General features: G+C 64.2%; 22 protein-coding genes and 1 tRNA gene. 18 read left to right on the top strand and 5 right to left on the bottom strand.

From position 1 onward, the window contains the following. Positions 1 to 3 precede the first annotated feature (3 nt). The 4 genes from SJY40_RS06570 (at position 4) to SJY40_RS06555 (ending at position 4,818) form a co-directional block, all read left to right on the top strand. The gene (locus SJY40_RS06570; RefSeq protein ID WP_378944054.1) at positions 4 to 1,593 is read left to right on the top strand and encodes a gamma-glutamyltransferase; all 1,590 of its coding nucleotides are present in this window, start codon (positions 4 to 6) and stop codon (positions 1,591 to 1,593) included. A gap of 384 nt (positions 1,594 to 1,977) precedes the next feature. Next, positions 1,978 to 2,736: a Crp/Fnr family transcriptional regulator gene (locus tag SJY40_RS06565; RefSeq protein WP_378944051.1), complete on the top strand. Its 759-nt coding sequence runs from the start codon at positions 1,978 to 1,980 to the stop codon at positions 2,734 to 2,736. Between the two features lie 80 nt (positions 2,737 to 2,816). Beyond that, entirely contained in the window at positions 2,817 to 4,079 is a 1,263-nt protein-coding gene (locus tag SJY40_RS06560) for a hypothetical protein (RefSeq protein WP_378944048.1), read from the top strand. A 7-nt stretch (positions 4,080 to 4,086) separates the two neighbouring features. Beyond that, a complete protein-coding gene (locus tag SJY40_RS06555) occupies positions 4,087 to 4,818 on the top strand; it encodes a hypothetical protein (RefSeq protein ID WP_378944046.1) in 732 nt (243 codons plus the stop codon). Between the two features lie 229 nt (positions 4,819 to 5,047). Here SJY40_RS06555 and SJY40_RS06550 read toward each other — a convergent pair. Continuing rightward, positions 5,048 to 5,131, bottom strand: a tRNA-Leu gene (locus SJY40_RS06550). A 723-nt stretch (positions 5,132 to 5,854) separates the two neighbouring features. Here SJY40_RS06550 and SJY40_RS06545 point away from each other — a divergent pair. Continuing rightward, on the top strand, positions 5,855 to 6,109 hold the full coding sequence (locus tag SJY40_RS06545; protein ID WP_378944043.1) for an acyltransferase family protein: 255 nt from the start codon (positions 5,855 to 5,857) through the stop codon (positions 6,107 to 6,109). 10 nt (positions 6,110 to 6,119) lie between these two features. Next, the gene (locus SJY40_RS06540; RefSeq protein ID WP_378944040.1) at positions 6,120 to 6,845 is read left to right on the top strand and encodes an acyltransferase family protein; all 726 of its coding nucleotides are present in this window, start codon (positions 6,120 to 6,122) and stop codon (positions 6,843 to 6,845) included. Positions 6,846 to 6,885: 40 nt separating this feature from the next. Here SJY40_RS06540 and SJY40_RS06535 read toward each other — a convergent pair whose 3' ends face one another. Further along, positions 6,886 to 8,394 (bottom strand): NAD(P)H-hydrate dehydratase, encoded by a 1,509-nt coding sequence (locus SJY40_RS06535; RefSeq protein WP_378944037.1) that lies wholly within the window; start codon positions 8,392 to 8,394, stop codon positions 6,886 to 6,888. 155 nt (positions 8,395 to 8,549) lie between these two features. On the opposite strand from SJY40_RS06535, the gene SJY40_RS06530 reads away from it, so the two are divergent. The 3 genes from SJY40_RS06530 (at position 8,550) to SJY40_RS06520 (ending at position 10,797) form a co-directional block, all read left to right on the top strand. Further along, positions 8,550 to 8,888, top strand: coding sequence for a P-II family nitrogen regulator (locus SJY40_RS06530; RefSeq protein ID WP_022707998.1), 339 nt, complete (start codon positions 8,550 to 8,552; stop codon positions 8,886 to 8,888). A gap of 75 nt (positions 8,889 to 8,963) precedes the next feature. Continuing rightward, the gene (gene glnA / locus SJY40_RS06525; protein WP_378944034.1) at positions 8,964 to 10,370 is read left to right on the top strand and encodes a type I glutamate--ammonia ligase; all 1,407 of its coding nucleotides are present in this window, start codon (positions 8,964 to 8,966) and stop codon (positions 10,368 to 10,370) included. A gap of 166 nt (positions 10,371 to 10,536) precedes the next feature. Continuing rightward, complete coding sequence (locus tag SJY40_RS06520) at positions 10,537 to 10,797, top strand: hypothetical protein (protein WP_378944031.1); 261 nt, start codon at positions 10,537 to 10,539, stop codon at positions 10,795 to 10,797. 74 nt (positions 10,798 to 10,871) lie between these two features. On the opposite strand, the gene SJY40_RS06515 is transcribed toward SJY40_RS06520, so the two are convergent. After that, positions 10,872 to 11,939, bottom strand: a complete 1,068-nt coding sequence (locus tag SJY40_RS06515) for an alkene reductase (protein ID WP_378944028.1) — start codon at positions 11,937 to 11,939, stop codon at positions 10,872 to 10,874. Positions 11,940 to 12,134: 195 nt separating this feature from the next. On the opposite strand from SJY40_RS06515, the gene SJY40_RS06510 reads away from it, so the two are divergent. The 5 genes from SJY40_RS06510 to SJY40_RS06490 all read left to right on the top strand — a co-directional run bounded on the left by SJY40_RS06510 (position 12,135) and on the right by SJY40_RS06490 (position 20,368). Next, positions 12,135 to 14,684: a cation:proton antiporter gene (locus SJY40_RS06510; protein WP_378948300.1), complete on the top strand. Its 2,550-nt coding sequence runs from the start codon at positions 12,135 to 12,137 to the stop codon at positions 14,682 to 14,684. Between the two features lie 35 nt (positions 14,685 to 14,719). Further along, positions 14,720 to 17,038, top strand: coding sequence for a Tex family protein (locus tag SJY40_RS06505; protein WP_378944025.1), 2,319 nt, complete (start codon positions 14,720 to 14,722; stop codon positions 17,036 to 17,038). Between the two features lie 10 nt (positions 17,039 to 17,048). Continuing rightward, complete coding sequence (locus SJY40_RS06500) at positions 17,049 to 18,269, top strand: AGE family epimerase/isomerase (RefSeq protein ID WP_378944022.1); 1,221 nt, start codon at positions 17,049 to 17,051, stop codon at positions 18,267 to 18,269. Between the two features lie 119 nt (positions 18,270 to 18,388). Further along, positions 18,389 to 19,489: a sensor histidine kinase gene (locus SJY40_RS06495; protein WP_378944019.1), complete on the top strand. Its 1,101-nt coding sequence runs from the start codon at positions 18,389 to 18,391 to the stop codon at positions 19,487 to 19,489. 102 nt (positions 19,490 to 19,591) lie between these two features. Beyond that, positions 19,592 to 20,368, top strand: a complete 777-nt coding sequence (locus SJY40_RS06490) for a transglutaminase family protein (RefSeq protein WP_378944016.1) — start codon at positions 19,592 to 19,594, stop codon at positions 20,366 to 20,368. Here SJY40_RS06490 and cbiB read toward each other — a convergent pair. Continuing rightward, entirely contained in the window at positions 20,365 to 21,273 is a 909-nt protein-coding gene (gene cbiB, locus SJY40_RS06485) for an adenosylcobinamide-phosphate synthase CbiB (protein WP_378944013.1), read from the bottom strand. The two genes, SJY40_RS06490 and cbiB, sit on opposite strands and share 4 nt — an antisense overlap. 4 nt (positions 21,274 to 21,277) lie before the next feature. After that, entirely contained in the window at positions 21,278 to 21,823 is a 546-nt protein-coding gene (locus tag SJY40_RS06480; RefSeq protein ID WP_378944010.1) for a histidine phosphatase family protein, read from the bottom strand. Between the two features lie 170 nt (positions 21,824 to 21,993). On the opposite strand from SJY40_RS06480, the gene SJY40_RS06475 reads away from it, so the two are divergent. From SJY40_RS06475 to SJY40_RS06460, 4 genes are read left to right on the top strand one after another with little or no spacing between them, the layout of a single operon-like run. After that, positions 21,994 to 23,154 carry an isovaleryl-CoA dehydrogenase gene (locus SJY40_RS06475; protein ID WP_378944007.1) on the top strand — a complete coding sequence of 387 codons (1,161 nt, stop codon included), beginning with the start codon at positions 21,994 to 21,996 and terminating at the stop codon, positions 23,152 to 23,154. After that, a complete protein-coding gene (locus SJY40_RS06470; RefSeq protein WP_378944004.1) occupies positions 23,154 to 23,651 on the top strand; it encodes a lysozyme inhibitor LprI family protein in 498 nt (165 codons plus the stop codon). Before SJY40_RS06475 ends, SJY40_RS06470 begins: the two co-directional genes overlap by 1 nt. Positions 23,652 to 23,660: 9 nt before the next feature. After that, a complete protein-coding gene (locus tag SJY40_RS06465; RefSeq protein ID WP_378944002.1) occupies positions 23,661 to 25,217 on the top strand; it encodes an AMP-binding protein in 1,557 nt (518 codons plus the stop codon). Then, complete coding sequence (locus tag SJY40_RS06460; protein ID WP_378943999.1) at positions 25,214 to 26,818, top strand: carboxyl transferase domain-containing protein; 1,605 nt, start codon at positions 25,214 to 25,216, stop codon at positions 26,816 to 26,818. The genes SJY40_RS06465 and SJY40_RS06460 overlap by 4 nt, the downstream gene beginning before the upstream one ends. Positions 26,819 to 26,843 lie beyond the last annotated feature (25 nt).

Genomic DNA, 26,843 nt, shown 5'->3' with positions numbered 1-26,843 from the left:
GGAATGGCGTTCGGTGCGGCGGCAGGCAGCGCGTTTTCCGACAGCCAACAGGTGCGCAAGACCGTCATCCGCACCGAACATGGCGTGGTCGCGGCCCAGCACAAGCAGGCCGCGCAGGCGGGGGCGCAGGTCTTGCGGGCAGGGGGCGATGCGGTTGATGCCGCCGTGGCCTGTTCCTTTGTCATCGGGGTTCTCGAGCCATGGATGAGCGGCCCTGCCGGGGGCGGTGCCGCGATGCATTGGCGTGCCGACACCGGAACTGCCCATGCGTTGAACTTCGGCATGCGGTCGCCGCAGGGGCTGGATGCGCGTGACTTTCCGCTGAGCGGCCGGGGCGTTGCGGGTGATCTGTTTCCTTGGGAACACGTCGAGGATGATCGCAACGTGCAGGGCGCGACGGCCATCGCCGTGCCCGGCGTGGTGGACGGGCTGGGGCAGGCGCATGACCGATGGGGCCGCATCCCTTGGGTTGAACTGCTGCAGCCTGCCATCGAACATGCCCAAAAAGGGATGCTGGTCGATTGGTATGCCGCCCTGATGATCGCCAGCACCACCCGCGAACTGGCCAAGGATGCCGATGCCGCGGCGCTGTTTCTGGATGACGGACAGTGGCCCAAGGGGTCCGGCTGGACAGCGCTGGCCGAGAAGCGGCTGGATCAGGCCCGCATGGCCGACAGCCTGCAGGTGCTGGCGCAAGATGGCGCGCGGGCGCTTTATGACGGTGATCTGGGCGCTGCCATGGCCGCGGATGTCGCCGACAAGGGCGGATCGCTGCGCCATCGCGACCTGCGTGAATACCGCGCCGCCTTCCACGACCCGCTGGCGGTGCCTTATCGCGATGCGCTGTTCTACGTCCTGCCCGGACTGACTGCGGGTCCGACATTCGCCGATGTCATGCGGCGCCTGCAGGACCTGTCGCTGCCGGATATGGCGACGGCGGTTCCGGCCTATGCGACGGCGCTGCGTGATGCCTATCGCGCACGGCTGGCGGGCATGGGCGATGATGGCGAAAGCCCCGCCGCACCGGGATGCACGACGCATTTCTCGGTTGTGGATGCGGCTGGCAACATGGTGGCGCATACGCAGACACTGCTGTCGATCTTTGGCAGCCGCGTGGTGTCGCCCTCGACCGGTTTCCTGATGAACAACGGCATCATGTGGTTTGATCCGGTGCAGGGGCGGCCGAATTCGCTGGCGCCGGGCAAGGCGTGTCTGATGAACGTCTGCCCGATGCTGGGCCAACAGGGCGCGCGGCGCTTTGCCTTGGGCGCCTCCGGCGGGCGCAAGATCGTCTCGGCGGTGTCGCAGCTGGCATCTTATGTTACCGATTTTGGCATGGATCTTGAACAGGCCTTCCACCACCCCCGGATCGACGTGTCAGGCGGACCGCATGTCATTGCGGATGAGGCCTTTCCACAGGACATTCTGGACAGCCTTTCCCGTGACCACGACCTGCGCACCACGCGGCGGAATGTTCTGCCCTATGCCTTTGCCTGTCCCGCGGGCGTCATGCGCGACGGTGATCGCAACCAGGGCTGTACCGAGGTCATGTCGCCATGGGGCGATGCCGTGGTCGCGGGGGACGACAACTGATCGAAGGGCTTGGAGGATTCGCCGAAAAATGCTACCAATTGGGATCAAATCGGTGCAAATCATAAAACTGTTGCCGTTCATCCCGACAGTTCGGGCAATTTCGGCAAGTTTTCGTTAACCATTCGTTCACAAATGTGGCGGAATGTCGCCTAGCTGACACTCGATAGGTTAGTGGCGCTATACAAGGGTATAGCACCGATCGGGATGTTTGCGATTTGTCTCCCGTACCTGTTTTTAGGCCCCGATCGGTGCGGGTCTTGACGTCCTGTCGGACCGAACGTTGTGGCAACAGCTTGCATTGTATGCATGCATTCAGGCTATAGTTGCAGCAGCACGGTTTACGACAGGGGGCCACGCTTGAGCGAGGCGGTCAAACAACATGATTTGGCGTCGCCCGTCCCGGTCGGGCGGCGCATTCAGGACATCTCCGCATGGCTTGACCAGCTGGAGGCCGCTTCTCCGGCCCTGTTCAAGGGTCTGACGCGCCAGCAGATGGCGCAGCTGATGTCCGAAACCTCGATCCAGCACCTGCAACGACCGACCGAGATCCTGCGACAGGGGGAACCCGCGCGTTGGGGGTATTTGATCCTGCGCGGCCGGATCGAGGTCAGCTTCATCGACGTCAACGGCAACCGTATCCTTGCCCATCTGGCCCGCGCCGGAGAGGTTCTGGGCGAAGTCGAGCAATTCTCGGGTCTGACCTGCGCGGCCACCTGCACGACGCTGCCCGATACGACCGTCATGCTGTTCGACGCGGGCCTTGTGCTGAAACATATGCCCGCCGACCTGATCCTGTCGAATTTCGCAGGCATTTTTCACGACCGCCTGACGCGCGACAATCGCCAGCAATCGGTGGCGATGTTCTATGCCGCCGAGGATCGCATCCGCATCCACCTGCTGGGCATGACCAGCGATCAGAGCCCGACCGTCCAGATCAGCCAGAACGAACTTGCGGGCTTTGCAGGTTGTTCGCGCCAGACCGTGAACCGGACGCTGGCGCAATTGCGGTCGGAAGGCGTCGTGGCCATCCAGCGTGGCACGATCCGCGTTCTTGACCGCGAACGGCTGTCGCTGACCCGCCCGGGTGGTGATCAGGTGATCCTGGAAGGCGTCACGATCCATGCCCGCGATCAGGCCGTCTGACGCAGAAGTGAGCGTCAGGGGGATGAGACCCCGGCGAATTTGCGCTTATCTGATCGCGAACCCCAAGCATCGGAGCGCGCATGCCATCCCCAAGCCCTCAACCTGATCGCGCCGGTGATCGCTATGCCCGCGAACTGGAACGCCATCTGGACTGGCTGGACAGCTTTACCTCGACGGCGCTTGGCGTGCTGTCGGCTGCCTCGGGCATCTATACCTATCTAGGGGTGCGGACGCTCTTGGACGATCCGGGCATGTGGACGACCTTTGCGGCGCTGGCCTATTCCATCGCGGTATCGGTCGGCATTTTCGTCTTCTGGTCGTATTTGCTGCGTCTGCTGCCCGCGGTCCGTTCGGCGGCGTCACGGGTGGGTCTGCTGCTGACGATGGCGCTTGGGTCGGTTGCGATCGTGGCGATGTCGTCATGGCTGAACGCGGCCGCACTTGCCGGGGGTGCGGCGGTCGAGACGCATATGGCGACCACGGTGCAGCATTATCAGACGTCGCTGGAACGCGCGCATGCCAATGCCGTGGCGGGGCAATCGCTGTCGCGCGATGTCGCCCGGGTCCGGCAATCCTTCCAGGACCTGTCGGAACAAGAGGCCGGCGGCACCCTGTCGGGCTTTTCCGGTCGCGGCGCTGTCTTTCGCGTCCTGACCCAGAAAAGCGCCGAACTGCAGGCGCTGGAGGCGCAGCTGGATCAGGCCGCCGACCCCATAGAGACCACCTTCAGCCAAGGCAACACGATCCTGTCGCAGATGCGCGGCATCTCGGTCGAGCCGAGCCCGCTGGAGGACCGCACCGTCCGCTTTTCCGAGGATGCGGTCGAACTGGCGGGCCTGATCACCCAGTTGCGCCAACTGAACCCCGCGCCCCTTGTGTCGCGCGCGGCGCAGGATCTGGCCGATGCCGTCGTGTTGCCTGAACTGGACGGTTCAACCGCCGAAATGCGGGCAGGGCAGTCCAGCACCATCAATTCGGTGCTGAGCTTGGTGGCCCAACGCGCCCAGACCCTGAACGACGCCGCAGGCGCGGTGATCGCACTGCCCGCCCCGGACGAGGCGCTCTATACCCCCATGTCGGCCGCCGATGCGGTCATCGCCTATGCGGGCAATTTCGTGCCGGCATGGGCGGGGGCGATCTCGATCGACCTGCTGCCTGCGGTCTTGGTCTTCATCATCATGGTCGTGCAGGCCGCCATCCGGTCGGGCCGGGGTGAGGGTCACAGCGATGACCGCATGACCGTCGGAGAGTTGCGTGCCGCGCTTGCAGCCCAGGATCTGTTGCATCGCGCCGATGCCATGCCGCCCCTGCGCGACGATCCTTCGCGTCCCGGGGAAAGCTGAGGTGGGGGTGTTCTCCTCGCCACAAAAGGTCATCCGGGCCGTGCTGGTATCGCAGGTGCTGATGGGCGCTGCCATCGTCGGGATCGATATGATGCGCAATCCGGGAACCGCCGCGCCGGGGCTGTTCGCGCCATCGACCGACGGGCCAAGCGTGCGCCCATATCGTCCCGACCTGCGACCGTCGGACCCCGCAAAGCCGGGCGCACCCGCGATGCGCCCCATGCCCGATCAGCTGGAGTTTACCGAGGCCGACGACCTGATCACCATCACCGGCCAGATCGCGCCGGGCGACGGCGACCGCTTCGTCGCCTGGCTTGAACAGTCCCGCCCGCAGGCGACGCAGGTGGCGCTGGACAGTTCGGGCGGCTCGGTGTCGGACGCCTTGGCGATCGGTCGCAGCATCCGGTCACTGGGATTTTCGACGACGATTCAGGACGGCGCCGTCTGTCTGTCTGCCTGTCCCTATGTGCTGGCCGGCGGCGATCCGCGGCGCGTCCAGAAGGGAGGCGTCGTGGGTGTGCATCAGCATTATTTCGGCAAGAACACCATCCTGCCGGCCTTCATGGCCGTCGCCGACGTCCAGCGCGCGCAGGCCAGCGTGATGGAGTATCTGGACCAGATGGGCGTCGATCTGCGGCTGATGCCCCTCGCGCTGCGCACCCCTCCGGATGAGATCAACATCCTGACGCCGGATCAGCTGCGCGAACTGAACGTGATCACGACTGCTGAAAACAGCTGAGGCGCGCGGGGTTGTGATGTGAAGTCGCAAAAGTGCAGCCGCAGGTGAACAACACGCGGTCTTCGGCCCATTCGATGCTCGCGTCCCGTTGCTGTTTCGGACGACGATGCGGAAACCCTGTCATGATGGAGTTCAGTGCTTCGGGAATAGCAAATCGATGCGCCAATGCATCGGTATGCCTTGGTCATGCTGCTTAAAAAGCTGCTGTCGCCGAAAGCTGAAGGAAAAGTGGTGCGGGTGAAGGGACTCGAACCCCCACGCCATAGGCGCCAGAACCTAAATCTGGTGCGTCTACCAGTTCCGCCACACCCGCACGCGCCTGCTTTAGTCAACTATCACAGTGCTTTGGACGCCCTAACACAGAGTTTCTAACGCCGCTAGCGGAAAAATACGTGAGCGCCGCGATTTCGGGTCCACTAAAGGCGCGCTGTTTAGTTGACCGAAATATCGCCCCCGAATGTCACTTGTCACCACCCTCGGTATTTACACCGACGATTACCGCAAGCGCAGTTTTATATGTCCCGTGCGAGACTTTTTTTTCATCGCGCTGCAGCCCTGCCGATGAAAGGGATCACAGGCCATGACGAGAGCTTCGAGACCCTCGACCTGCTCATCGATACAGGAAAAATTTCCAGTCCCGTTTCATGGCTTTGAAGGGCAATCCTCTTGCAACCTGACTAAGGGGCCGGTTTGTTCGGGGAAAATCTAAACCTGCATCCATTCCGGAGGCTGTCAGTTTAGCTGACAATCAGATCGCAATCGCAGCGGCGTAGAACATCAATGTCTTCGTCTGCCAAACATGACCGATACTAAACAAGTATATCGGCCATGTCGTATGGCGGTCCAGTCTGTTTAGGGCGATCGTGCGCAATCCGGTGTCATGTAGCGCCGTGAATACTGCGGCATCAGCTGGAATTCTGGCGACCTCGAAGGTCGTTCAGGCCGTTGCTGAAACCCGGTGATAGTCCGCCTGCCACGCCATATTGCCGGCATTTCGTGGCTGCGTATAAGGGCGACTGTTCAAGGAGTCAGTACCATGGTTGCCAATACCCCACGCAGTGCGATCCCGCGCAGTGGTCCGCGCAACGGCAATATCGACGTGCTTCGACTTATTGCAGCAATCGGGGTCATTGCCCTGCACGTAGGGCCATTTCCGGAATTATCCCAAACAGGAAGCGATCTGATCAGAAGCAGCTTTCGCTGGTGCGTGCCATTTTTCTTCATGCTGACAGGCTATTATCTCCTCGGGGGCGGGGGGGGTAACGATCGACAGGCTTGCCGTTCCCCTTAGGGTTTTCGTCGTGGCGGGCGTCATTTTCGCTCCGATCCTCGTGGCAACATCCGGTGGCGATGGCATCAACCTTGAGACGCTGCTGAGGGGCAGCTATGGGCATCTTTGGTATCTGACTGCACTGATGATCGCCCTTTTGGTGGTCCATACCTATGGTAATGACAAGTCGCGCAGATCCTTGTTCGCGGTTTCGTTTCTGATCGTCTTGGCTTGTGTCACGATCAATTATTTCAATGTCATAACCGGACGGCGCTATGATGCGGTCATCGCGCTGCGAGAGTTGTCCGGCATTCCCGCTGTCTGCATCGGCGGGTGGCTGCACGGTGTGCGCAATCTGCGCAAGACGTCCGTCCTGCTGTTCACCGGGGGCATCCTTCTGACCGTGGTCGAGGCGGTTTGGCTGCGATCGCTTGGCGCCCGACCTGCGGATGTCCAGCTGTTTTTCGGAACGCTGCCGGTTGCGGCCGGGCTGTTGGGGATTGCGTTGTCGGTGCGCGACGTGACCCCTGTCTGGCTGGCCGAATTTGGGCGGCGCGAAAGCCTTGGGATTTATCTCTATCACCCTCTGGCGATCTTTGCCGTGGCCAGCCTGCTGTCGGGCGACATCCGGCTGAATACCGTCGGCGTTGCCGGTCTGCCCATCTGGATCATCGCCGCCGTCGTGACGACATTGGGCCTTGTGGTTCTGCGGCGGTTGACGCCACGGCTGCGCAACACCCTGGACGGGGCAAGATAAGCGAACTTTCATCGCCATCGCCATCGCCATCGCCATCGCCTCAATCGATCAGGTCGCGAATGACACCGGGCAGCTGGTCGGGCAGGTCATCCGCAATCAGGCCGGGGCCAAAGCGCCGCGCCGCGCTGGCATGCAGGGTGACGCCCATGCAGGCGGCCTCGAAGGCGGGAAGGCCGCGGGCCAGAAGGCCGGTGATGATGCCCGACAGCACGTCCCCGGCGCCCGCGGTGGCCAGCCACGGGATGTCATAGGCCGAATGGACCCGCACGGCCCCGGTGGGTGCGGCGATGACGGTATCGGGCCCTTTCAGCACGATCACGGCATTCATCCGCTGCGCCGCCTGACGTGCGGCATCCAGTTTGGAGATGGCAGGCTGACCATCCTTGCCGCTTAGACTGTCGGCCAGATCGGGCTGGATGCGGGCGAATTCGCCCATATGCGGGGTCAGGACGCAATGAGCATGCAGGGCAGGGGCACTGTCCTGGGCCAGTGCGGTGATAGCATCCGCGTCCAGCATCGCAGGGCGTCCACTGGCCAGCAGCGGCTTCAGCAAGGACTGTGCGCGGGACACGCCACAGCCCGGCCCAAGGCAGACGCCCCCGATGCGATCGTCCTGTAGCAGACGTTCCAGATCGGCAGAGCCGTCCACGGGCCTGCGCATCAGGGCATCGGGCGGGCCAGCATGTTCGGGCATGGCATAGAGGGTGGGGCAGATCGTGACCAGTCCCGCCCCGGTCCGCAGCGCGGCGCGGGCGGAAAGGCGCGCCGCGCCTCCGCTGCCCGGACCGCCCGCGATGACCAGCGCCGAGCCATGGGCGAACTTATGCCCCTTGCCATGCAGCTTGGCCAGCCAGCGTCCCGTGGTGGCATCCAGTGGGGCGGTGGTGCGCACGCCTGCCGGGTCGCCTTGACGCCAATCCTTCAGCCCGATGTCGGCCACGACCAGTTTGCCGCAGGCGGTCGGGCCGTCTGCGATCAGATGACCGGGCTTGGGGCTGTCGAAGGCGACGGTCAGCCCGGCCTGCGCACCATCCCCCAGAAACGTCCCGGTATCGAGGCACAGTCCGCTTGGGCAATCGACCGCCACGATCCGGTCGCGCAGATCAACCTTGGACAGCAGACGCAGGATGCGCGCCAGATCGCCGACGGGTGCGCGGGTCAGGCCCGTCCCGAATATGGCATCGACGATGACGCCCTGATCGGGAAGGGTCGTGACCGTCTGCAACGGACGGATCGGCCCCGATTGCAGCCACCGTTCGGCAGCATCTCCTGCGGCGCCTGCCGCTTTGCCGCGCATCCCCGAAACCGACACCTGCCAGCCCGCCCGATGCAGATGGTGTGCGATCACATAGCCGTCGCCGCCATTGTTGCCCGGTCCGCAAAGTACAGTCGCACGCCCCGGCTCCGGCCAGCGCAGCCGAATCTGGTCCGCGACGGTGCGGCCCGCGCGTTCCATCAACCGGGCGTCTGTGACGGTGCCACTGGCGATGGCTGCGGCTTCGGTGGCGCGCATTTGGGCGGAGGTCAGAATTTCAGTGCCATGCAGCATTGCTTTTGCCTGTATTTTAATCTTGTTGCTGATATTATGTGCAGTACCCCGTGACAAACCGTTTCCGGCCTTCCAAGATCATCCTGCTGCATTTACGCCATCCAACAAACGCGCCAATCAGACTGCAGGCAAGCCGCGAGGAAGGATCTAGAGCGATGAAGAAGATCGAGGCGATCATCAAGCCGTTCAAGCTGGACGATGTGAAGGAAGCCCTGCAGGAAGTCGGTGTTCAGGGGCTCTCTGTCACCGAAGTCAAGGGTTTCGGCCGGCAAAAGGGGCATACCGAACTGTATCGCGGCGCTGAATACGTTGTCGATTTCCTGCCCAAGGTGAAGATCGAGATGGTGCTGCCCGACGACCAGGTCGAGGCCGCCGTCGAAGCGATCGTGGGCGCAGCCCGCACCGAGAAAATCGGCGATGGCAAGATTTTCGTTCTGCCGGTCGAACAGGCCATTCGCATTCGCACTGGTGAAACCGGTGACGACGCGGTCTGATCGCGGAACGTAAACGTCAGATCTCTCGGCCCGGCCTCAATGCCGCCGGGCCGTTACCACGAAGAAAGGGAAGAGATGAAAATCAAGGATGTCTTGAAGCTGATCGAAGACGAAGATGTCGCCTATGTCGACGTTCGTTTCACCGATCCCAAGGGCAAGCTTCAGCACGTGACGCTGGATCGCGATCTGGTTGATGAAGACTTCTTCGAGGAAGGCTTCATGTTCGACGGCAGCTCGATCGCGGGCTGGAAGTCGATCGATCAGTCCGACATGAAGCTGATCCTGGACCCGGCTTCGGTCTATATCGATCCGTTCTATGCCGAAAAGACGCTCTGCGTGCATTGCAACGTGGTCGAACCCGACACCGGCGAACCCTACAGCCGCGACCCGCGCGGAACCGCGGAAAAGGCCGAGGCCTATCTGAAGTCCTCGGGCATCGGTGACACCGCCTACTTCGGGCCGGAAGCCGAATTCTTCCTGTTCGACGACGTGCGTTATTCCGTGACGCCGCAGAAGGTCGCGTTCCAGATCGACGCTTCCGACGCCGCATGGAACACCGACACCGAATATGAAATGGGCAACACGGGTCACCGCGCCGGCCATAAGGGCGGCTATTTCCCGGTCAACCCGACCGACGCCTCGCAGGACATCCGCAGCGAAATGCTGACGACGATGAAGCGCATGGGCATGAAGGTCGACAAGCACCACCACGAGGTTGCCAGCGCGCAGCACGAGCTGGGCTTGATCTTCGGTCAGCTGACCGAACAGGCCGACAACATCCAGAAGTACAAATACATCATCCACAACGTCGCCCATGCCTATGGCAAGTCGGCCACGTTCATGCCCAAGCCCATGAAGGGCGACAACGGGTCGGGGATGCATGTGAACATGTCGATCTGGAAAGACGGCAAGCCGCTGTTCGCAGGCGACAAATATGCTGACCTAAGCCAGGAAGCCCTGTGGTTCATCGGTGGTATCCTGAAGCATGCCAAGGCGCTGAACGCCCTGACGAACCCCTCGACCAACAGCTACAAGCGCCTGATCCCCGGCTTCGAAGCCCCGGTTCTGCGCGCGTATTCGGCACGCAACCGCTCGGGCTGCGTTCGTATTCCGTGGACGGAATCGCCGAAAGCAAAGCGCGTCGAGGCTCGTTTCCCCGATCCGGCCGCGAACCCCTATCTGTGCTTCGCAGCACTGCTGATGGCCGGCCTTGACGGCATCAAGAACAAGATCGATCCGGGCGCTGCTTCCGACAAGGATCTCTACGATCTGCCGCCGGAAGAGCTGGCCGAAATCCCGACCGTCTGCGGTTCGCTACGCGAAGCGCTGGAGGAGCTGGACAAGGATATGGACTTCCTGCTGGCCGGTGACGTCTTCACCCGCGATCAGCTGGAAGGCTACATGGCCCTCAAGTGGGAAGAGGTTTACGCCTACGAACACACCCCGCATCCGGTCGAATACCAGATGTATTACAGCTGCTGATCCCACGCGGTCTGCAGAACAGAAAAGGCGGTCCCCCGGGGCCGCCTTTTTTCATGGCGGGCAAGGAAAATGCATCACGCTGACGTGATGCCTGCAACAAACAGGGCGCGGGCCACGTAACTGCAATTACCAGACGATGAATTTAACCCCAATCAGGAGACTTGATATGACCCGTTTTGCCATGATCGCAGCCGCCATGACCGCCCTTGCCACCATCCCCGCCGCCGCAGGGTCGATGGACATGAAGGAAAAGCCCGAAATGAACAACTTCCGCCAGGTGCAGATGTCTCAGGTCGATCGCCGTGCCGGTGACCTGTTCAACGCACGTGAACTGGACGACCGCAACCTGATGGCCAATGACACGGTGTCGGTGTCCTCCTTCCCCAGTGGTGGCCGCGTCAACGACAGCAGCCGCGACCGTATGTGATCACTGCCGATCCTTTGGAACCGAAAAGGCCGGGCGATTGCCCGGCCTTTCCTTTGTTCAGCATTTGATGCGTCTTATTCCGCGGCAACGCCCGTACGGATGGGATAATCGGTATAGCCCTCGGCCCCGCCCGCATAGAAGGTGGAATTGTCATGGTCGTTCAACGGGATGTTCCGGCGGAACCGTTCAGGCAAGTCGGGCGTGGCGATAAAATCGCGACCGAAGGCCACGGCATCGGCCTTGTCCTCGGCCAGCAACTTTTCGGCGACCTCTTTGGTCAGACCCTCGTTGGCGATGACCGGACCGTTGAAGGCGGTGCGGATATCACCCATCAGGCTGTCGTCGGCCAGATGTTCGCGCAGACAGATGAAGGCCACGCCCTTGCGACCCAGCTGACGCGCGACATGGGTGAACAGCGCCTTGGGGTCGCTGTCGCCCATGCTGTGTCCGTCGCCGCGCGGTGCCAGATGGACGCCGACCCGGTCCGCACCCCAGACGCTGATCACCGCATCGGTAATTTCATCCAGCAGACGCGTGCGGTTTTCGATCGAGCCGCCATAGGCGTCGTCGCGGGTGTTGCTGCTGTCCTGCAGGAACTGGTCGATCAGATAGCCGTTCGCGGCGTGGATCTCGACCCCGTCGAAACCGGCGCGGCGGGCGTTTTCGGCACCTTGGCGATAGGCCTCGACGATGGCGGGGATCTCATCGATGTCCAGCGCGCGGGGGGTGACATAGGGCCGCTTGGGCCGCAGCAGGCTCACGTGACCTTCGGGCTGGATCGCGGATGGCGCGACCGGGGTTTCGCCGCCCAGCAGATCGGGGTGCGAAATGCGACCCACATGCCACAGCTGCAGGAAGATCAGCCCGTCGCGTTCATGGACGGCCTTGGTCACCTTGGACCAGCCTTCGACTTGCGCCTGGTTCCAGATGCCGGGGGTGGCCTCATAGCCGACACCCATGGCCATGACGCTGGTCGCTTCGGACAGGATCATCCCAGCACCCGAACGTTGCGCGTAATATTCCGCCATCATCGCGTTGGGAATGCGCTGCTCGCCCGAGCGGCTGCGCGTCAGGGGGGCCATCACCAGCCGGTTCTTCAGCGTCACCGCACCAAGCGTCAGGGGTTCGAACATCGAGGACATGGCGTCCTCCTTTCCATGGGTCTTGTTGATCGTTCGGGTCTTCTGACCCGTGGCAACGACAGGTGTGTGCTGCGCCAAGGCAATTCAAGCACCGTCCCCGGCGATCGCTGAATTCGACGTCACAGGACAGTGTGCATGCCAGATATGGCGTGCGGCGGGCTTTCCAACGACGACATCTGGCACTATTCCAAGGGTATGGATATCGTGCTTCTGACTTCATTCACCGCCTTCCTGTTCCTGCTGATCGCCGTGGCCGAGCCATTGGCGGCGCGGCTGTCGTTACCTTTCAGCGTGATGTTGGCGGCGGTCGGAACGCTGATCGGGGGTGGCGCGATCTTCCTGCTGAACACCGAGCTGACGAATGCCTTCAACCCGCTGGCGCAGGGCATTCTGGCGCTTCCGATTCGGTCCAGCGTCTTCCTTTATGTCTTCCTGCCGACGTTGATCTTCCAGGCCACGCTGGAGATGAACATCAGGCGCATGCTGGATGATTGGGTGCCGATCCTGACGCTGGCCGTGGTGGCGGTGGTCGTGGCGACGCTGACCATCGGCTATACGCTGTCGTGGATCAGCGGGCTGCCGTTGATGGTCTGTCTGCTGCTTGGCTCGATCGTGTCGACCACGGACCCTTCGGCGGTGGTCAGCATCTTCCGGTCGCTGTCGGCCCCCAAGCGTCTTGCCCGCATCATCGAAGGCGAAAGCCTGCTGAACGACGCCGCCGCCATTGCGCTGTTCGGCCTGTTCATGAGCTATGTCATGCTGGGCGTCCCGAACCCCAGCCTAGCCGAGGCTTTCGGCAAGTTCCCCGGCCTGATCCTTGGCGGCATCCTGTCGGGTTGGCTGTCAGCGCGGGTTGCGTTGATGCTGATGGGTCTGTTTTCGCGGTTCGAGACGGCGCAGATTTCCGTCTCGGTCGCGGTGCCCTATCTGGCCTATATCGGCGCGGAACAGCTGCTGGGCGCGTCCGGCGTCATCGGCGTCGTGGCCGCGGGCCTGACGCTGAACTTCATGGGGCCGGGCCGTCTGGCCCCCGCCTTCTGGGTCAACCTGCGGGAGGTCTGGGGCCTATTGGCGCATTGGGCCGGCGCAATGATCTTTATTCTTGCCGCCCTGCTGATCCCGCGTCTGCTGGGGGATGTGCGCCTGACCGATCTGGCGCTGGTTCTGGTGGTTATTCTGGCGGCCTTTCTGGCCCGCGCGATCATCCTGTTCGGGGTGCTGCCGCTGCTGACCGCGCTTGGCTTGTCGCCCAAGATCCAGCGGCCTTACCGCATCGCCATCATGTGGGGCGGCCTGCGCGGGGCGGTCACGCTGGCGCTGGCGCTGGCGGTCACCGAAAGCCTGCGCGTGCCGGTCGAAACCAAGCGTCTGGTCGGCATTCTGGCCACGGGCTTTACCCTCTTCACGCTGATTGTGCAGGGGACGACGCTGCGTGGGGTTATCAGCCTGCTGGGTCTGGACAAGCTGTCGCCGCTGGACCGGGCGCTGTCCAATCAGGTCGTGGCCGTCGCCCTGCAGTCGGTGCGCGAAGGCGTGGCGCAGGCAACCGAGAACTATGATCTGACCCGCGACACCGTCCGCTCCGAGGCCAAGCGTTTCGCCGCCCGACTGGACGCCGCCGTCGAACGCGCCGAGGCCGAGGATACCGCCGAGATCCTTGACCGCGACCGCATCACTCTTGGCCTGATCGCGCTTGCCGGCCACGAAAGGGAGGTCATCCTGCAGCGCTTCCGCGAACGTGCCATTTCGGCGCGGCTGTCGGAACAGGCGCTGTTCGACGTCAACCGCCTGATCGAAGGGGCGCGTAGCAGCGGGCGGACCGGCTATCAGCGTGCCTCTCGCAGCAGCCTTGGATACGGCCCGACCTTCCGCATGGCCGCCATCCTGCGCAACCGCTTTGGCGTCCCCGGACCCTTGGCCGGCATGACCGCAGACCGCTTCGAGATGTTGCTGGCCAAGCGGTTGATCCTGAAAGACCTTCACGGCTTTATTGACCGTCGCATCCGCCGCATCCATGGCCGCCGCGTGGCTGAACTGTTGCACGAATTGCTGAACCGCCGGATCGAGGCCGTCGAGACTGCGCTGGAAGGCCTGCGCCTGCAATACCCCGGCTATGCCGAGGAGTTGGAGCGTCGCTTCATCCGCCGCACCGCCCTGCGGTTGGAGGAGCGCGAATATCATACCATGCGCGACGACGGCCTGATCGGGGCCGAAGTGCACACGCAGCTGATGAATGATCTGGATCAGCGCAGGAACCGCTCTGAAACGCGGCCCAAGCTGGACCTTGCCCTGCGCAAGAACGAATTGGTCCGCCAGTTCCCGCTGTTCGCCGATCTGGACGATGCTGAATTGAAACGGCTCAGCAAGGAAGTCCGCACCCGTTACATCAACGCGGGCCATGTGATCACGCGCAAGGATACGCCCGCGCGGACGGTCTATTTCGTGGCCTCGGGTGCTGTCGAACAGCTGGTGGCGGGGCAGACGACGCGTTTGGGTCGCGGCGACATGTTCGGCCAGATGGGCGTGCTGACCAGCCGCATTCGCCGCGCCGAGGTTCGCGCCATCACACCGACCAGCCTGCTGGCGCTAGATGAAACCGGCTTCCGGCGTCTGCTGAAACGGTCCGCCGCCTTGCGTCAGGTCGTCCGCGACAGCGCCAAGGGCAAGGCCACCGCCGCCGAGGTTTTGCGCCTGCCGGAACTGCAGGTGGATGCGCCGCTTGGCGGGGACGAGGCAAAGGGCTAGAACGGCGGTCAAAGAACACGACGAAAGGTTCCGCCATGGACACCGCGCTTCGCATTGCCCGCCAGATCGCCACCGAAATTGCCGCCGACCCCAAGCAGGTGGTGGCCGCCGCCGAACTGCTGGACGGGGGCGCGACGGTTCCCTTCGTCGCGCGTTACCGCAAAGAGGTGACGGGCGGTCTGGACGACACCCAGCTGCGCACCCTGTCCGAACGCCTGTCCTATCTGCGCGAGATGGAGGCGCGGCGAGCATCCATCCTTGGGTCGATCCGTGATCAGGGCAAGCTGACCGATGATCTGGCGCGCGCCATTACGCAGGCCGACACCAAATCGGCGTTGGAGGACATCTATCTGCCCTTCAAACCCAAGCGCCGCACCAAGGCGATGATCGCCCGCGAAAAGGGGCTGGAGCCGCTGCTGCGCCAGATCATGGCCGACCCCGCCCGCGACCCTGCCAAGCTGGCCCCCGGTTTCGTCACCGATGAGGTCGCGACGCCGAAAGACGCGTTGGACGGTGCGCGCGATATTCTGGTCGAGGAACTGGCCGAAAACGCGCAGGTTCTGGGTAGCCTGCGCGATTTTATGCAGCGCGATGCCTTCATCGCCGCCCGCGTCGCCAAGGGCAAAGAAGAAGCCGGCGCCAAGTTCAGCGACTATTTCGACCATCGTGAAAAATGGGCCGATATTCCGGGCCACCGCGCGCTGGCGATCCTGCGCGCCGCCAAGGAAGACATCGTCACCATCGACATCTCGCCCGAACCCGAAACCGGCGTTGCACGGGCCGAAGGCATCGTCGCGCGGGGGCTGGGACCGCTGGCGGCGGGGCCGGGGGCCGATTGGCTGCGTGGCGTGGCGGGCTGGGCCTGGCGGGTGCGCCTGTCGAACACCATGTATATCGACCTGCTGACCGATCTGCGCAAACGCGCCCATGACGAGGCAATCCGCGTCTTTGCCCGCAACCTGCGTGATCTGCTGCTGGCGGCACCTGCGGGGGCGCGGACCACACTTGGCATCGATCCGGGCATCCGCACCGGCTGCAAGATCGCGGTAATCGACGCGACCGGCAAGCTGGTCGATACGGCCACCATCTATCCCTTCCAGCCTAAGAACGACCTGCGCGGGGCCGAGGCGACCCTGATGTCGCTGATTGCGAAACATGGCATCGATCTGATCGCCATCGGCAATGGCACGGCCAGCCGCGAAAGCGAACGTCTGGTGGCGGATGTCATCAAGCGCCTGCCGAAGGGCAACAAAGCGCCGACCAAGGTGATCGTGTCCGAAGCCGGTGCCTCGGTCTATTCGGCCTCGGAACTGGCGGCGAAGGAATTTCCCGATCTGGACGTGTCGATCCGTGGTGCGGTGTCCATCGCGCGGCGTTTGCAGGACCCGCTGGCCGAATTGGTCAAGGTCCCCGCACAATCCATCGGCGTGGGTCAATACCAGCACGATGTGGATCAGCGGCAACTGGCAAAAAGCCTCGAAGCTGTGGTCGAGGACGCCGTGAACGCCGTCGGTGTCGATCTGAACACGGCGTCTGCCCCGCTGCTGGCGCATGTCGCGGGGCTGGGGCCGTCATTGGCGCAGGCCATCGTGGCGCATCGCGATGCGACGGGGGCCTTCCCTTCACGCGCCGCGCTGAAAAAGGTCGCAGGGCTTGGTCCCAAGGCTTTCCAGCAAAGCGCGGGCTTCCTGCGTGTGCAGGGAAGCGAACCGCTGGACGCCTCCGCCGTCCACCCCGAGGCTTATGGCGTCGCCCGCAAGATCGTGGCCGCCTGCGGACGCGACCTGCGCGCCCTGATGGGTGACAGCGCGACGCTGAAATCGGTCCGCGCGCAAGAGTTCGTGACCGATGATTTCGGCCTGCCGACCGTGCGTGACATTCTGTCGGAACTGGAAAAGCCCGGACGCGACCCACGACCCGGTTTCGTCACCGCCAGCTTTGCCGATGGCATCGAGGACATCAAGGATCTGCGTCCCGGCATGTCGCTGGAGGGGACGGTGACCAACGTCGCGGCATTCGGTGCCTTTGTCGATATCGGCGTGCATCAGGACGGCTTGGTCCATGTCAGCCAACTGGCCGACCGCTTCGTCAAGGACCCGCATGAGGTCGTCAAGGCAGGCGATGTCGTCCGCGTCCGCGTGACCGAGGTGGACGTTCCCCGCAAGCGTATCGGTCTGACCATGCGCAAGGATAACGCCGGTCAGCCCGCCCCCGAAAAACGCCAGCCCGACAAACGCCAGAACGACAAACGCCAGAACGACAAGCCGCGTGGAAAGCCGGTGACTTCGGCTGGCCCCGCGCAATCGCAGGGGGCCTTTGGATCGGCATTGGCCGATGCGCTGCGCAAACGCTGAAGGAACGACCATGACCGCGACCTTGCTGGACGACCCCGATCACCGTGCTTTTCTGGCCGAAGATGCCCGACGCGCCCTGAACCTGTTCGATGCCAGCCCGCGGGCAGGCGGCGGGTTTCATGGATTGGACCCTGCGGGGCAGCCTCTGCCCGCCGATCTGCAGGAATTGCACAGCACGACGCGGCTGGTGCATTCCTATGCGCTGGCGCAGATGGCGGGCCGACCGGATCGGGCGGGGATCATCGATCAGGGCATGGATTTCCTGTGGAACGGCCACCGCGACCGCGATCACGGCGGATATCTGTGGTCGGTGACTGGTGATGGGCCGGTCAACGGGATCAAGCTGGCCTATGGACATGTCTTCGTGCTGCTGGCGGCCTCCAGCGCCAAGATGGCGGTGCATCCGGATGCCGATCGCCTGCTGGACGACATCACGCTGGTTCTGGACCGCCATTTCTGGGACGCACAGGCGGGGCTGTTCCGTGACGAATTCACCTGCGATTGGCAGGCGTTTTCGACCTATCGCGGCATGAACGCGAATATGCACGGGGTCGAGGCATTGCTGGCCGCCCATGAAGCCACGGGTGATGGCGAATACCTGACCCGTGCAGGCGGTATCCTGCGGTTCTTCATCGCGGGGCAGGCGGCTGGCAACGATTGGCGCATTCCCGAACATTACGACGCGGATTGGCGACCCGACCATGCCTATTCCGGCAACCCGATGTTCCGTCCTGCGGGCACCACCCCGGGCCACAGCTTCGAGATGGCACGCCTGTTGTTGCAGTGGTGGGACCTTGCGGGCCGTCCGACGGGCGACGCGGTCGCGCAGGCTACCGCGCTGGTGCGCAGGGGACTGTCGGATGCCTGGAGCGACGACCTTGGCGGGCTGGTCTATACGTTGAACCGCGACGGAGGTGTCGACAATGCCGCGCGGTACTGGTGGCCGGTGACCGAGGCGATCGGCGCGCTTGCCGCCCTGCTGAAGGTGCAGCCGACGTCCGAATTCGACGGCTGGTATCGCAAGCTGTGGCAGTTTGCCGGGCAGCACATGGTCGATGCACGCCACGGCGGGTGGCATCACGAACTGGGGCCGGACAACCAGCCGGTGATGACCCAGTTCCAAGGCAAGCCCGACATCTATCACGCGCTGCAGGCCGATCTGCTGCCTTTGACGCCCGGCCTGTCGGGGCAGGCGAAGGACCTTGCACAGTTGCAACCCTTGGGCGTCTGACGCCGCGCGCCGACCCGTCAGGCACCCGTTTCGCCTTGACACCGCGGGTCATGGTTTGACAGTGCCAAGCAAGATCCCTACGCCGCCCAACCCCCATCACGTGAGGTGATATCGACGCCATGTCCATCCCCGACGACAATCTTGCCGCATTGGATTTGCTGGATGGCGCCGAACAGGGCTTTACCCTGTCGGTTCTGGACAGCTCGCCCGATTGCATCAAGCTGCTGGAGATGGACGGCAGGCTCAGCTTCATGAACAGCAACGGCATGTGCGCGATGGAAATCGATGATTTCGCGCAGGTCCAAGGCGCCGTCTGGCCGGTGATGTGGCCGCAGGAAAGCCATGACGCGCTGGCCGATGCCATGGCCGAGGCCCGCGCCGGCCGCACCCGCCGGTTCGAGGCCTTCTGCCCAACCGCCAAGGGCACGCCGCGCTGGTGGGACGTGACCGTTTCGCCGGTGCGCTTGGCGAATGGCGAGGTAACGCGCATACTGGCCTGTTCGCGGGATGTGACCGACATCGTCACCGCACGCGAACAGCTGCGCGAACAGGCGATGCTGCTGAAAGCCGAGGTCGTGCTGAAGGATGCCGCACTGGCCCGCCAGAAGGTGCTGCTGGGGGAAATCGACCACCGCGTGAAGAACAGCTTTTCGGCGGTGATCGCGTTGCTGCGGATGCAGGCCCGGATCCACGCCGATGTCGATGCGGGCCCGTTGATCGGGGACGCTGCAAACCGCATCACCACCCTGTCGCGTGTCCATGAACAGCTGCATCTGGACCCGGAATCAGGCTTTGTGACGCTGACCGATTACGTTTCCGCGCTGACGCAGGACCTGGGACAGGCGCTGAACGCGCATGTCGAGTTCACGAACCACGTGCAGGCCTCGGTCCGGGTGAACCCGTCGCAGGCCGCCGCCATCGGGCAATTGCTGGCCGAGCTGATCGGCAACGCCATCAAGCATGGTGGCAAGGATCGGCGCACGACGGTCTGGGTCGATGTTTCGGCGCAGGGGGACCGACTGATGCTGCGGGTGATGGATGACGGTCCGGGCCTGCCCGCCGATTTCGATGTTGACAGCGTCGATGGTCTGGGGATGCAGATCTGCCAGATCTATGCCCAGCAGATGGGCGGCGCGCTGACATACGGGGCATCCCCGGCGGGCGGTGCGTCCTTTGATGTCGATATCCAGCTGGATGCGACCTCGGTGGGGTTTTCCTGAGGCCCGTTGCGGGGAACCTTATCGGTTCAGAACGATTGACACCGCGGACACAGGCGTTATTGCCAGCGCCCGTTTCTTCCCTTTTTCAGCAGGAGCCCGCCCATGCGGATGCAGATCGATGTCCTTCTTGATTACGCCCTGCAAGCGCCCGGAACGGCGCTTTTGGTGATCGAGGCCGCGGGCGCCATGGGTCAGGACATCGTTCACAGCGAAATGGACCTTGGCAATCCCGAACGCACCGCCCGCGTCCCTGCCGAAGAAGGCATCGGCGAACGGCTGATCGTGCGGGCCAGCGACCGTTTGTACTGCAAATACACCGCCAAGGTCGATGTCACCCGCCCGCGTCCCGATCTACCGAGCCTGTCGCAGGTCGAGGTCGAGGACATGCCCGGCGATGCGCTGCGCTATCTTCTGCCTTCGGTCTATTGCCCGGTGGATCGCTTCGTGAACTTCATCAACACGCATTTCGACGGGCTGACCGGCGGTGCGCGTGTCGCCGCCCTGCGCGATTGGGTCGAGGAAAACCTTAGCTATGTCGCAGGGGCCAGCAATGGTGACACGACGTCGGCCGATACCTTCCTGGACCGTCAGGGGGTGTGCCGTGACTATGCACATCTGATGATCTCGCTGTGCCGCGCGTCGCAGATCCCGACGCGCTTTGCCAGCGTCTATGCCCCTTCGGTGACGCCGCCCGATTTCCATGCCGTGGTCGAGGTCTATCTGGACGGCGCCTGGCATCTGGTCGATCCGACAGGCATGGCGCAAGCCGACAACATGGCGATCGTCGCGGTGGGCCGTGACGCTGCCGATGCGGCCTTCCTGACCACGACCAGCATGGCCGAATTGCGCAACCAGACCGTCAACGTCCGGCAGATCTAGGCCCCGATCACCACCATCAGCAACAGCACAGCCCCGCCAACCGCGACCGCCCGACGATAAAGCGTGATGCCCGCCTGCAGGTCATGCGCTGTCGGGTCGGGGGCAGGGCCGTTCAGCCAAGGCTCGGGGCTGATGCGGTCGCCATAGGCCCGCGGACCGGACAGCCGCACGCCAAGCGCACCGGCCATCGCACCTTCGGGCCAGCCTGCGTTGGGGGAACGGTGCCCCGGCGCATCCCGCCACGCACAGCCAATGGCGGCGCGGGACCAACCCGCCGCCGCGATCAGCATCGCGGTCAGCCGCGCGGGGATCAGGTTCGCGACATCGTCCAGCCGCGCCGCGACATTTCCGAACGCTTCGTGTCGCGGAGTGCGGTGGCCGATCATCGAATCCAGCGTGTTGATCGCCTTGTAGGCGGCGATCCCCGGCAAACCCGCCACTGCCGCCCAGAACAGCGGCGCAATCACGCCGTCGCTGGCATTTTCCGCCAGACTTTCCAAGGCAGCGCGGCTGATGGCGGCCTCGTCGGCGCGGCTGACATCGCGGCCGACGATCATGGCGACCGCCTGCCGCGCACCGGGAATGTCGCCTGCCAGCAAAGGGCGGACCACCGCGCGCAGGTGATCGTCCAGTGACCGCGCCGCCACCAGCGGCCAGGCCAGAACCGCTGCCCAAGGCCCAAGCACCGCCTGCATCAGCAACGCCGGAACCACCGCCGCAGTGACCACCAGCACTACTGCCATGCCCCCCTTGGCGCGCCGCCAGCCTCCGCGGTTCATGCGCTGGTCCAGCGTTGTGATCAGCCTGCCCAGCCATGTGACGGGGTGACCGATGCGCCGGAACAGCCAGGCGGGCCAGCCGATCATCGTATCCAGCAACAAGGCGATCAGGGCGACAGATGCCATGGGGTCAGCTTTCGAAGATGGGAAGGTTGGTAGCCTCGACCGACCATTGATCGCCGTGCCGATGCAGCACGGTCAGCGAAAGCGGCGCGACGGCGAAGGACAGCGCCCCATCCCCCGCGACCATCGACAGCGAAGCCCGCGCCGTGCCTGCATGGGCCACGACCAATGTATCACGGTGCAGCGCGCGCAGGGCCGGGGTAACGCGTGCACAAAGGTCTGCGAAGCTTTCGCCATCCGGCGGGCGGTGGCGGGCCAGTTGCGTGGTATCAAGCGGGCCAAGGTCGGGTAGGGCGTCGAAGGGCATACCCTCCCACGCGCCGAAGTCTTGTTCCCACAGCGCCGGGTCGGTGCGGTCCCATGCCAGCCCCAAGGCCGTCGCCGTCTGCCGACAGCGCAGCGCCGGGCTGCAGATGATCTGCTCCGGCACGCTGATCCGCGCCCTGACGCGCGCCAAGGCATCGCAGTCGCTGCAATCGGCGGGCACGTCGCGGCGACCGGCCAGCCGACCTTCGGTCAGGGCAGGGGCGTGACGCAGGATGGAAAGACGCATGGGCAACCCCGTGGGCGTTGATCTGGCGGTTTAGTGACGCGGCGTGGCGCGCAGGGCAAGACCCCGATTGACGCAAGCGGGCGCTTGGGCGCAGGCTGTCTTGACGCAGGGCAGGGCGCTGCGGTAAAGGAAATGAACAAGCGTTCAATAACCGGGGAGGGGGGATCGCGATGTTCAACAAGGGCATGGAATTCGATCTGGGCGAGGATGTGAACGCGCTGCGCGAGATGGTGCATCGTTGGGCGCAGGACCGCATCGCCCCCATCGCGGGTCAGGTCGATCGCGACAATGCTTTCCCGAACGAACTTTGGACCGAAATGGGCGATCTGGGCCTGCTGGGCGTCACCGTTTCCGAAGAATGGGGCGGGTCTGGCATGAGCTATCTGGCCCATGTCATCGCGGTCGAGGAAATTGCCCGCGCCAGCGCATCCGTCAGCCTGTCCTATGGCGCGCATTCGAATCTGTGCGTGAACCAGATCAAGCTGAACGGCACCGACGCACAGCGCGCGAAATACCTGCCCAAGCTGTGCAGCGGCGAACATGTCGGCGCGCTTGCCATGTCCGAGGAGGGCGCGGGCAGCGATGTCGTCGGCATGAAGCTGCGGGCGGAAAAGAAGAACGACCGCTATGTGCTGAACGGCAGCAAATACTGGATCACCAATGCGCCCGATGCCGATACGCTGGTCGTCTATGCCAAGACCGACCCGGATGCGGGCAGCAAGGGCATCACGGCATTCATCGTCGAACGCGGCATGGCGGGTTTCACTACCAGCCCGCATTTCGACAAGCTGGGGATGCGTGGATCGAACACGGGCGAGTTGATCTTCGACAATGTCGAGATCCCGTTCGGGAACGTCCTGGGCGAGGAGGGCCGGGGCGTTCGGGTGCTGATGTCGGGGCTGGATTACGAACGCGTGGTCCTGTCGGGCATCGGCACCGGTATCATGGCGGCCTGTCTGGATCAGGTGATGCCCTATGTGACCGAACGCAAACAGTTCGGCCAAGCCATCGGGTCGTTCCAGCTGATGCAGGGCAAGATCGCCGATATGTATGTCGCGCTGAACACCTCGCGCGCTTATGTCTATGAGGTCGCGCGGGCCTGCGACAAGGGGACCGTCACGCGGCAGGATGCGGCGGGCGCGGTGCTTTACGCCAGCGAACAGGCGATGGTGCAGGCGCATCAGGCGGTTCAGGCCATGGGTGGCGCGGGCTTCCTGAACGACAGCGTCGTCAGTCGTCTGTTCCGCGACGCCAAGCTGATGGAGATCGGCGCCGGCACCAGTGAGATCCGCCGCATGCTGATCGGTCGCGAACTGATGGGCCTGGTCTGATGCGCGCCGCGCTGGTTCTGGCGGTGGCCTTGGCCGGACCCGCAATGGCGCAGGACGGCAAGCCCACCTTCGACGGGGTGCTGGTCGATGCCTGTCTGACCGAGAGGACAGATGCTCCCCTGTCCTGTGCGGGCAAGGCCGCCGATGCCTGTATCGAAACTGATGGCGGTTACAGCACCGTCGGCATGAATTACTGCACCGCACGGGAACTGGACCGTTGGGACGGGCTGCTGAACGGTGCCTATGCTAAGCTGATGGCGCAATCCAAGGCCATGGACGACGAGATGGCCGATCTTGGATCAGCCGCCCCGAAACAGGCCCCCTTGCTGCAGCAGATGCAGCGCGACTGGATCGCCTTCCGCGACGCCGCCTGTTCCTATGAAGGCAGCCGTTGGGGTGGCGGCACGGGGGCGGGTCCGGCGGGCACGCGCTGCATGATGATCCAGACCGCCCGGCAGTACATCTGGCTGAACGCCTATCTGGATGAGGGGCGCTGAGCCATGCGCATGCTGACCCACACCGACCATGACGCCTTGCGACGGGACTTTCGGTGGGATCTGCCTGCGCGGCTGAACATGGCCGACCAATGCCTGGCCCATGATGCGGCAGCGGTCGCGATTATCGACCATGACGGCAGCCCGCACCCCGTCACCTTCGGGCAGCTGGACGAAATGACCGACCGGCTGGCGCATGCGCTGGCGGTGCCGCGCGGCGAACGCGTCGGCGTGCTGCGGACGCAATCGTCGTGGACGGCGGCGGCGCATCTGGCGGTCTGGAAATCGGCGGCGATCTCGGTCCCGCTGTTCAAGCTGTTCGGCCCCGAGGCGCTGGCCCTGCGTCTGGACGATGCAGGCATCCGCACCGTCATCGCCGATGCGGAGGGCCGCGACATGCTGCGCGACTTCCCGCATCTGCGGGTCATCGTCCCCGAAGAGGGTCTGGATGACGCGGGGCCTTTCGACACGCGGGCGACGGGGCCGGATGATCCGGCGGTCATCATCTATACCTCGGGGACGACGGGGGCGCCCAAGGGTGCGCTGCACGGCCACCGCGTGCTGACCGGGCACCTGCCGGGGGTCGAGGTCAGCCATGATCTGCTGGGCCAGCCGGGTGACGTCATCTGGACGCCCGCGGATTGGGCCTGGATCGGCGGGCTGTTCGACGTAGCCATGCCCGCGCTGGCGCTTGGGGTGCCGGTCGTCGCGGCGCGGATGCCGAAATTCGACCCCGCCGCCGTGGCGCAGCTGGTTGCCGACTGCAAGATCCGCAACATCTTCTTCCCGCCGACCGCGCTGAAGATGCTGAAGGCCGCCGACATCGGCATTCCGGGCCTGCGCAGCGTCGCCTCGGGCGGCGAGACGCTTGGCGCGCCGATGCTGGACTGGGGGCAGGGTGCCTTCGGCCTGCAGATCAACGAATTTTATGGCCAGACCGAATGCAACATGGTCGCCTCGGGGTCGGGGCAGATGTTCGCGGCCCAGCCCGGCGCCATCGGCAAGGCGGTGCCGGGGTTCGAGGTCGCGGTGATCGACGATGCCGGCAACCCTCTGCCGGACGGTCAGGATGGTGACATTGCCATTCGCCGCGGGGCCGCCAGCATGATGCTGGAATATTGGAACCGCCCCGATGCCACCGCCGAAAAGTTTCGCGGCGACTGGCTGGTGACCGGCGACAAGGGTGTCATCCGCGACGGCCACATCCGCTTTGTCGGCCGCGACGACGACGTGATCACATCCGCCGGTTACCGCATCGGCCCCTCCGAGATCGAGGATTGCCTGCTGCGCCATCCCGCCGTGGCCCAAGTGGGCGTCATCGGCAAGCCCGACCCGCTGCGCACGCAGGTCGTCAAGGCCTATGTCGTGCTGCGCCCCGGTTTCGCCCCCGACGACGACATGGCGCACGAGTTGCGCGACCACGCCCGCCGCCAATCCGCCGCCCATTCCTATCCGCGCGAGATCGCGTTTCTCGACAGCCTGCCGATGACCGTCACCGGCAAGGTCCTGCGCCGCGAACTGCGCGCGCTGTCGGAAACCGAATGCCCCCAGTCAGAGAGCTCCGTATGAAACTGTCCAGTCAGGCCCTGCCCTCATCCGACCAGTTCCGCGCCAACCGGCAGGCGCATCTGGACCTGCTGGACACAGTGCGCGCCGCTGCCGATCATGCCGCCGCGGGCGGTGGTGCGGCGGCGGTGGAACGCCACGTCGGTCGCGGCAAGATGCCCCCGCGCGAACGCGTGGCGAACCTGCTGGACCCCGGCAGTCCGTTTCTGGAAATCGGTGCGACGGCAGCCCATGACATGTATGACGGCGCGGCCCCCGGCGCGGGCGTCATCGCGGGCATCGGACGCGTGCACGGGCAGGAGGTGATGGTCGTGGCCAATGACGCGACGGTCAAGGGCGGCACCTATTACCCGATGACGGTCAAGAAGCACCTTCGCGCGCAGGAGATCGCGCAGGATTGCCATCTGCCCTGCGTCTATCTGGTCGACAGCGGTGGCGCGAACCTGCCCAACCAGGATGAGGTCTTTCCCGACCGCGACCACTTTGGCCGCATCTTCTATAACCAGGCCAGGATGAGCGCAGCGGGCATTCCCCAGATCGCGGTCGTCATGGGGTCCTGCACGGCGGGTGGCGCCTATGTGCCCGCCATGTCGGATGTCACCATCATCGTGCGCGATCAGGGCACCATCTTTCTGGCAGGCCCCCCCCTGGTCAAGGCGGCCACCGGCGAGGTCGTCACCGCCGAGGATCTGGGCGGCGGCGATGTCCACACCCGCCTGTCCGGTGTCGCCGACTACCTGGCCGAGGATGACGCCCACGCCTTGGCGCAGGCCCGCCGCGCCATCGCCAACCTGAACCGCCGCCGCCCCGAGACGGTCTTGTGGCAAAGCCCCGAAGCCCCCGCATACGACCCCGACGAATTGTTCGGCGTCGTCCCCGCAGATCTGCGCACCCCCTATGACATCCGCGAGGTGATCGCCCGCATCGTCGACGGCAGCCGCTTCGACGAATTCAAGGCACGCTTTGGCGAAACGCTGGTCACGGGCTTTGCCCATGTCGAGGGCTGCCCCGTCGGCATCGTCGCCAACAACGGCGTCCTCTTCAGCGAAGCCGCCCAAAAGGGCGCGCATTTCATCGAACTCTGCAGCCAGCGCAACATCCCGCTGGTCTTCCTGCAGAACATCACCGGCTTCATGGTCGGCCGCAAATATGAAAACGAAGGCATCGCCCGCCACGGTGCCAAGATGGTCACCGCCGTCGCCACGACGAATGTCCCCAAGATCACCATGCTGGTCGGCGGCAGCTTCGGCGCGGGCAACTATGGCATGTCGGGCCGCGCCTATTCGCCGCGCTTCCTGTGGTCTTGGCCCAACAGCCGCATCAGCGTCATGGGCGGCGAACAGGCCGCTGGCGTTCTGGCCACCGTCCGCCGCGACGGCATCGAACGCAAGGGCGGCACCTGGTCCCCCGAGGAGGAAGCCGCCTTCAAACGCCCCACGGTCGAGATGTTCGACCGCCAGTCCCACCCGCTCTATGCTTCGGCGCGGCTGTGGGATGACGGGATCATCGATCCGCGCAAATCGCGGCAGGTGCTGGCCCTGTCGCTGCGCGCCAGCTTGAACGCCCCGATTGAACCGACGCGCTTCGGTCTTTTCCGCATGTGATGCCGACTGCCAAGCTTTGACACGA

Source organism: Paracoccus sp. R86501 (assembly GCF_042466435.1).
Classification (GTDB): domain Bacteria; phylum Pseudomonadota; class Alphaproteobacteria; order Rhodobacterales; family Rhodobacteraceae; genus Paracoccus.
The sequence above is the reverse complement of the archived record's forward strand: the minus strand, read 5'-3'. Positions and strand labels throughout refer to the sequence as shown.

Bases quoted from the DNA above. Each gene is read 5' to 3' on its own strand.
- SJY40_RS06570 (WP_378944054.1), top strand. From the start codon at position 4: ATGGCGTTCGGTGCGGCGGCAGGCAGCGCGTTTTCCGACAGCCAACAG.
- SJY40_RS06560 (WP_378944048.1), top strand. From the start codon at position 2,817: ATGCCATCCCCAAGCCCTCAACCTGATCGCGCCGGTGATCGCTATGCC.
- SJY40_RS06545 (WP_378944043.1), top strand. From the start codon at position 5,855: ATGGTTGCCAATACCCCACGCAGTGCGATCCCGCGCAGTGGTCCGCGC.
- SJY40_RS06535 (WP_378944037.1), bottom strand. From the start codon at position 8,394: ATGCTGCATGGCACTGAAATTCTGACCTCCGCCCAAATGCGCGCCACC.
- SJY40_RS06530 (WP_022707998.1), top strand. From the start codon at position 8,550: ATGAAGAAGATCGAGGCGATCATCAAGCCGTTCAAGCTGGACGATGTG.
- glnA (WP_378944034.1), top strand. From the start codon at position 8,964: ATGAAAATCAAGGATGTCTTGAAGCTGATCGAAGACGAAGATGTCGCC.
- SJY40_RS06520 (WP_378944031.1), top strand. From the start codon at position 10,537: ATGACCCGTTTTGCCATGATCGCAGCCGCCATGACCGCCCTTGCCACC.
- SJY40_RS06515 (WP_378944028.1), bottom strand. From the start codon at position 11,939: ATGTCCTCGATGTTCGAACCCCTGACGCTTGGTGCGGTGACGCTGAAG.
- SJY40_RS06510 (WP_378948300.1), top strand. From the start codon at position 12,135: ATGGATATCGTGCTTCTGACTTCATTCACCGCCTTCCTGTTCCTGCTG.
- SJY40_RS06505 (WP_378944025.1), top strand. From the start codon at position 14,720: ATGGACACCGCGCTTCGCATTGCCCGCCAGATCGCCACCGAAATTGCC.
- SJY40_RS06500 (WP_378944022.1), top strand. From the start codon at position 17,049: ATGACCGCGACCTTGCTGGACGACCCCGATCACCGTGCTTTTCTGGCC.
- SJY40_RS06495 (WP_378944019.1), top strand. From the start codon at position 18,389: ATGTCCATCCCCGACGACAATCTTGCCGCATTGGATTTGCTGGATGGC.
- SJY40_RS06490 (WP_378944016.1), top strand. From the start codon at position 19,592: ATGCGGATGCAGATCGATGTCCTTCTTGATTACGCCCTGCAAGCGCCC.
- cbiB (WP_378944013.1), bottom strand. From the start codon at position 21,273: ATGGCATCTGTCGCCCTGATCGCCTTGTTGCTGGATACGATGATCGGC.
- SJY40_RS06480 (WP_378944010.1), bottom strand. From the start codon at position 21,823: ATGCGTCTTTCCATCCTGCGTCACGCCCCTGCCCTGACCGAAGGTCGG.
- SJY40_RS06475 (WP_378944007.1), top strand. From the start codon at position 21,994: ATGTTCAACAAGGGCATGGAATTCGATCTGGGCGAGGATGTGAACGCG.
- SJY40_RS06470 (WP_378944004.1), top strand. From the start codon at position 23,154: ATGCGCGCCGCGCTGGTTCTGGCGGTGGCCTTGGCCGGACCCGCAATG.
- SJY40_RS06465 (WP_378944002.1), top strand. From the start codon at position 23,661: ATGCTGACCCACACCGACCATGACGCCTTGCGACGGGACTTTCGGTGG.
- SJY40_RS06460 (WP_378943999.1), top strand. From the start codon at position 25,214: ATGAAACTGTCCAGTCAGGCCCTGCCCTCATCCGACCAGTTCCGCGCC.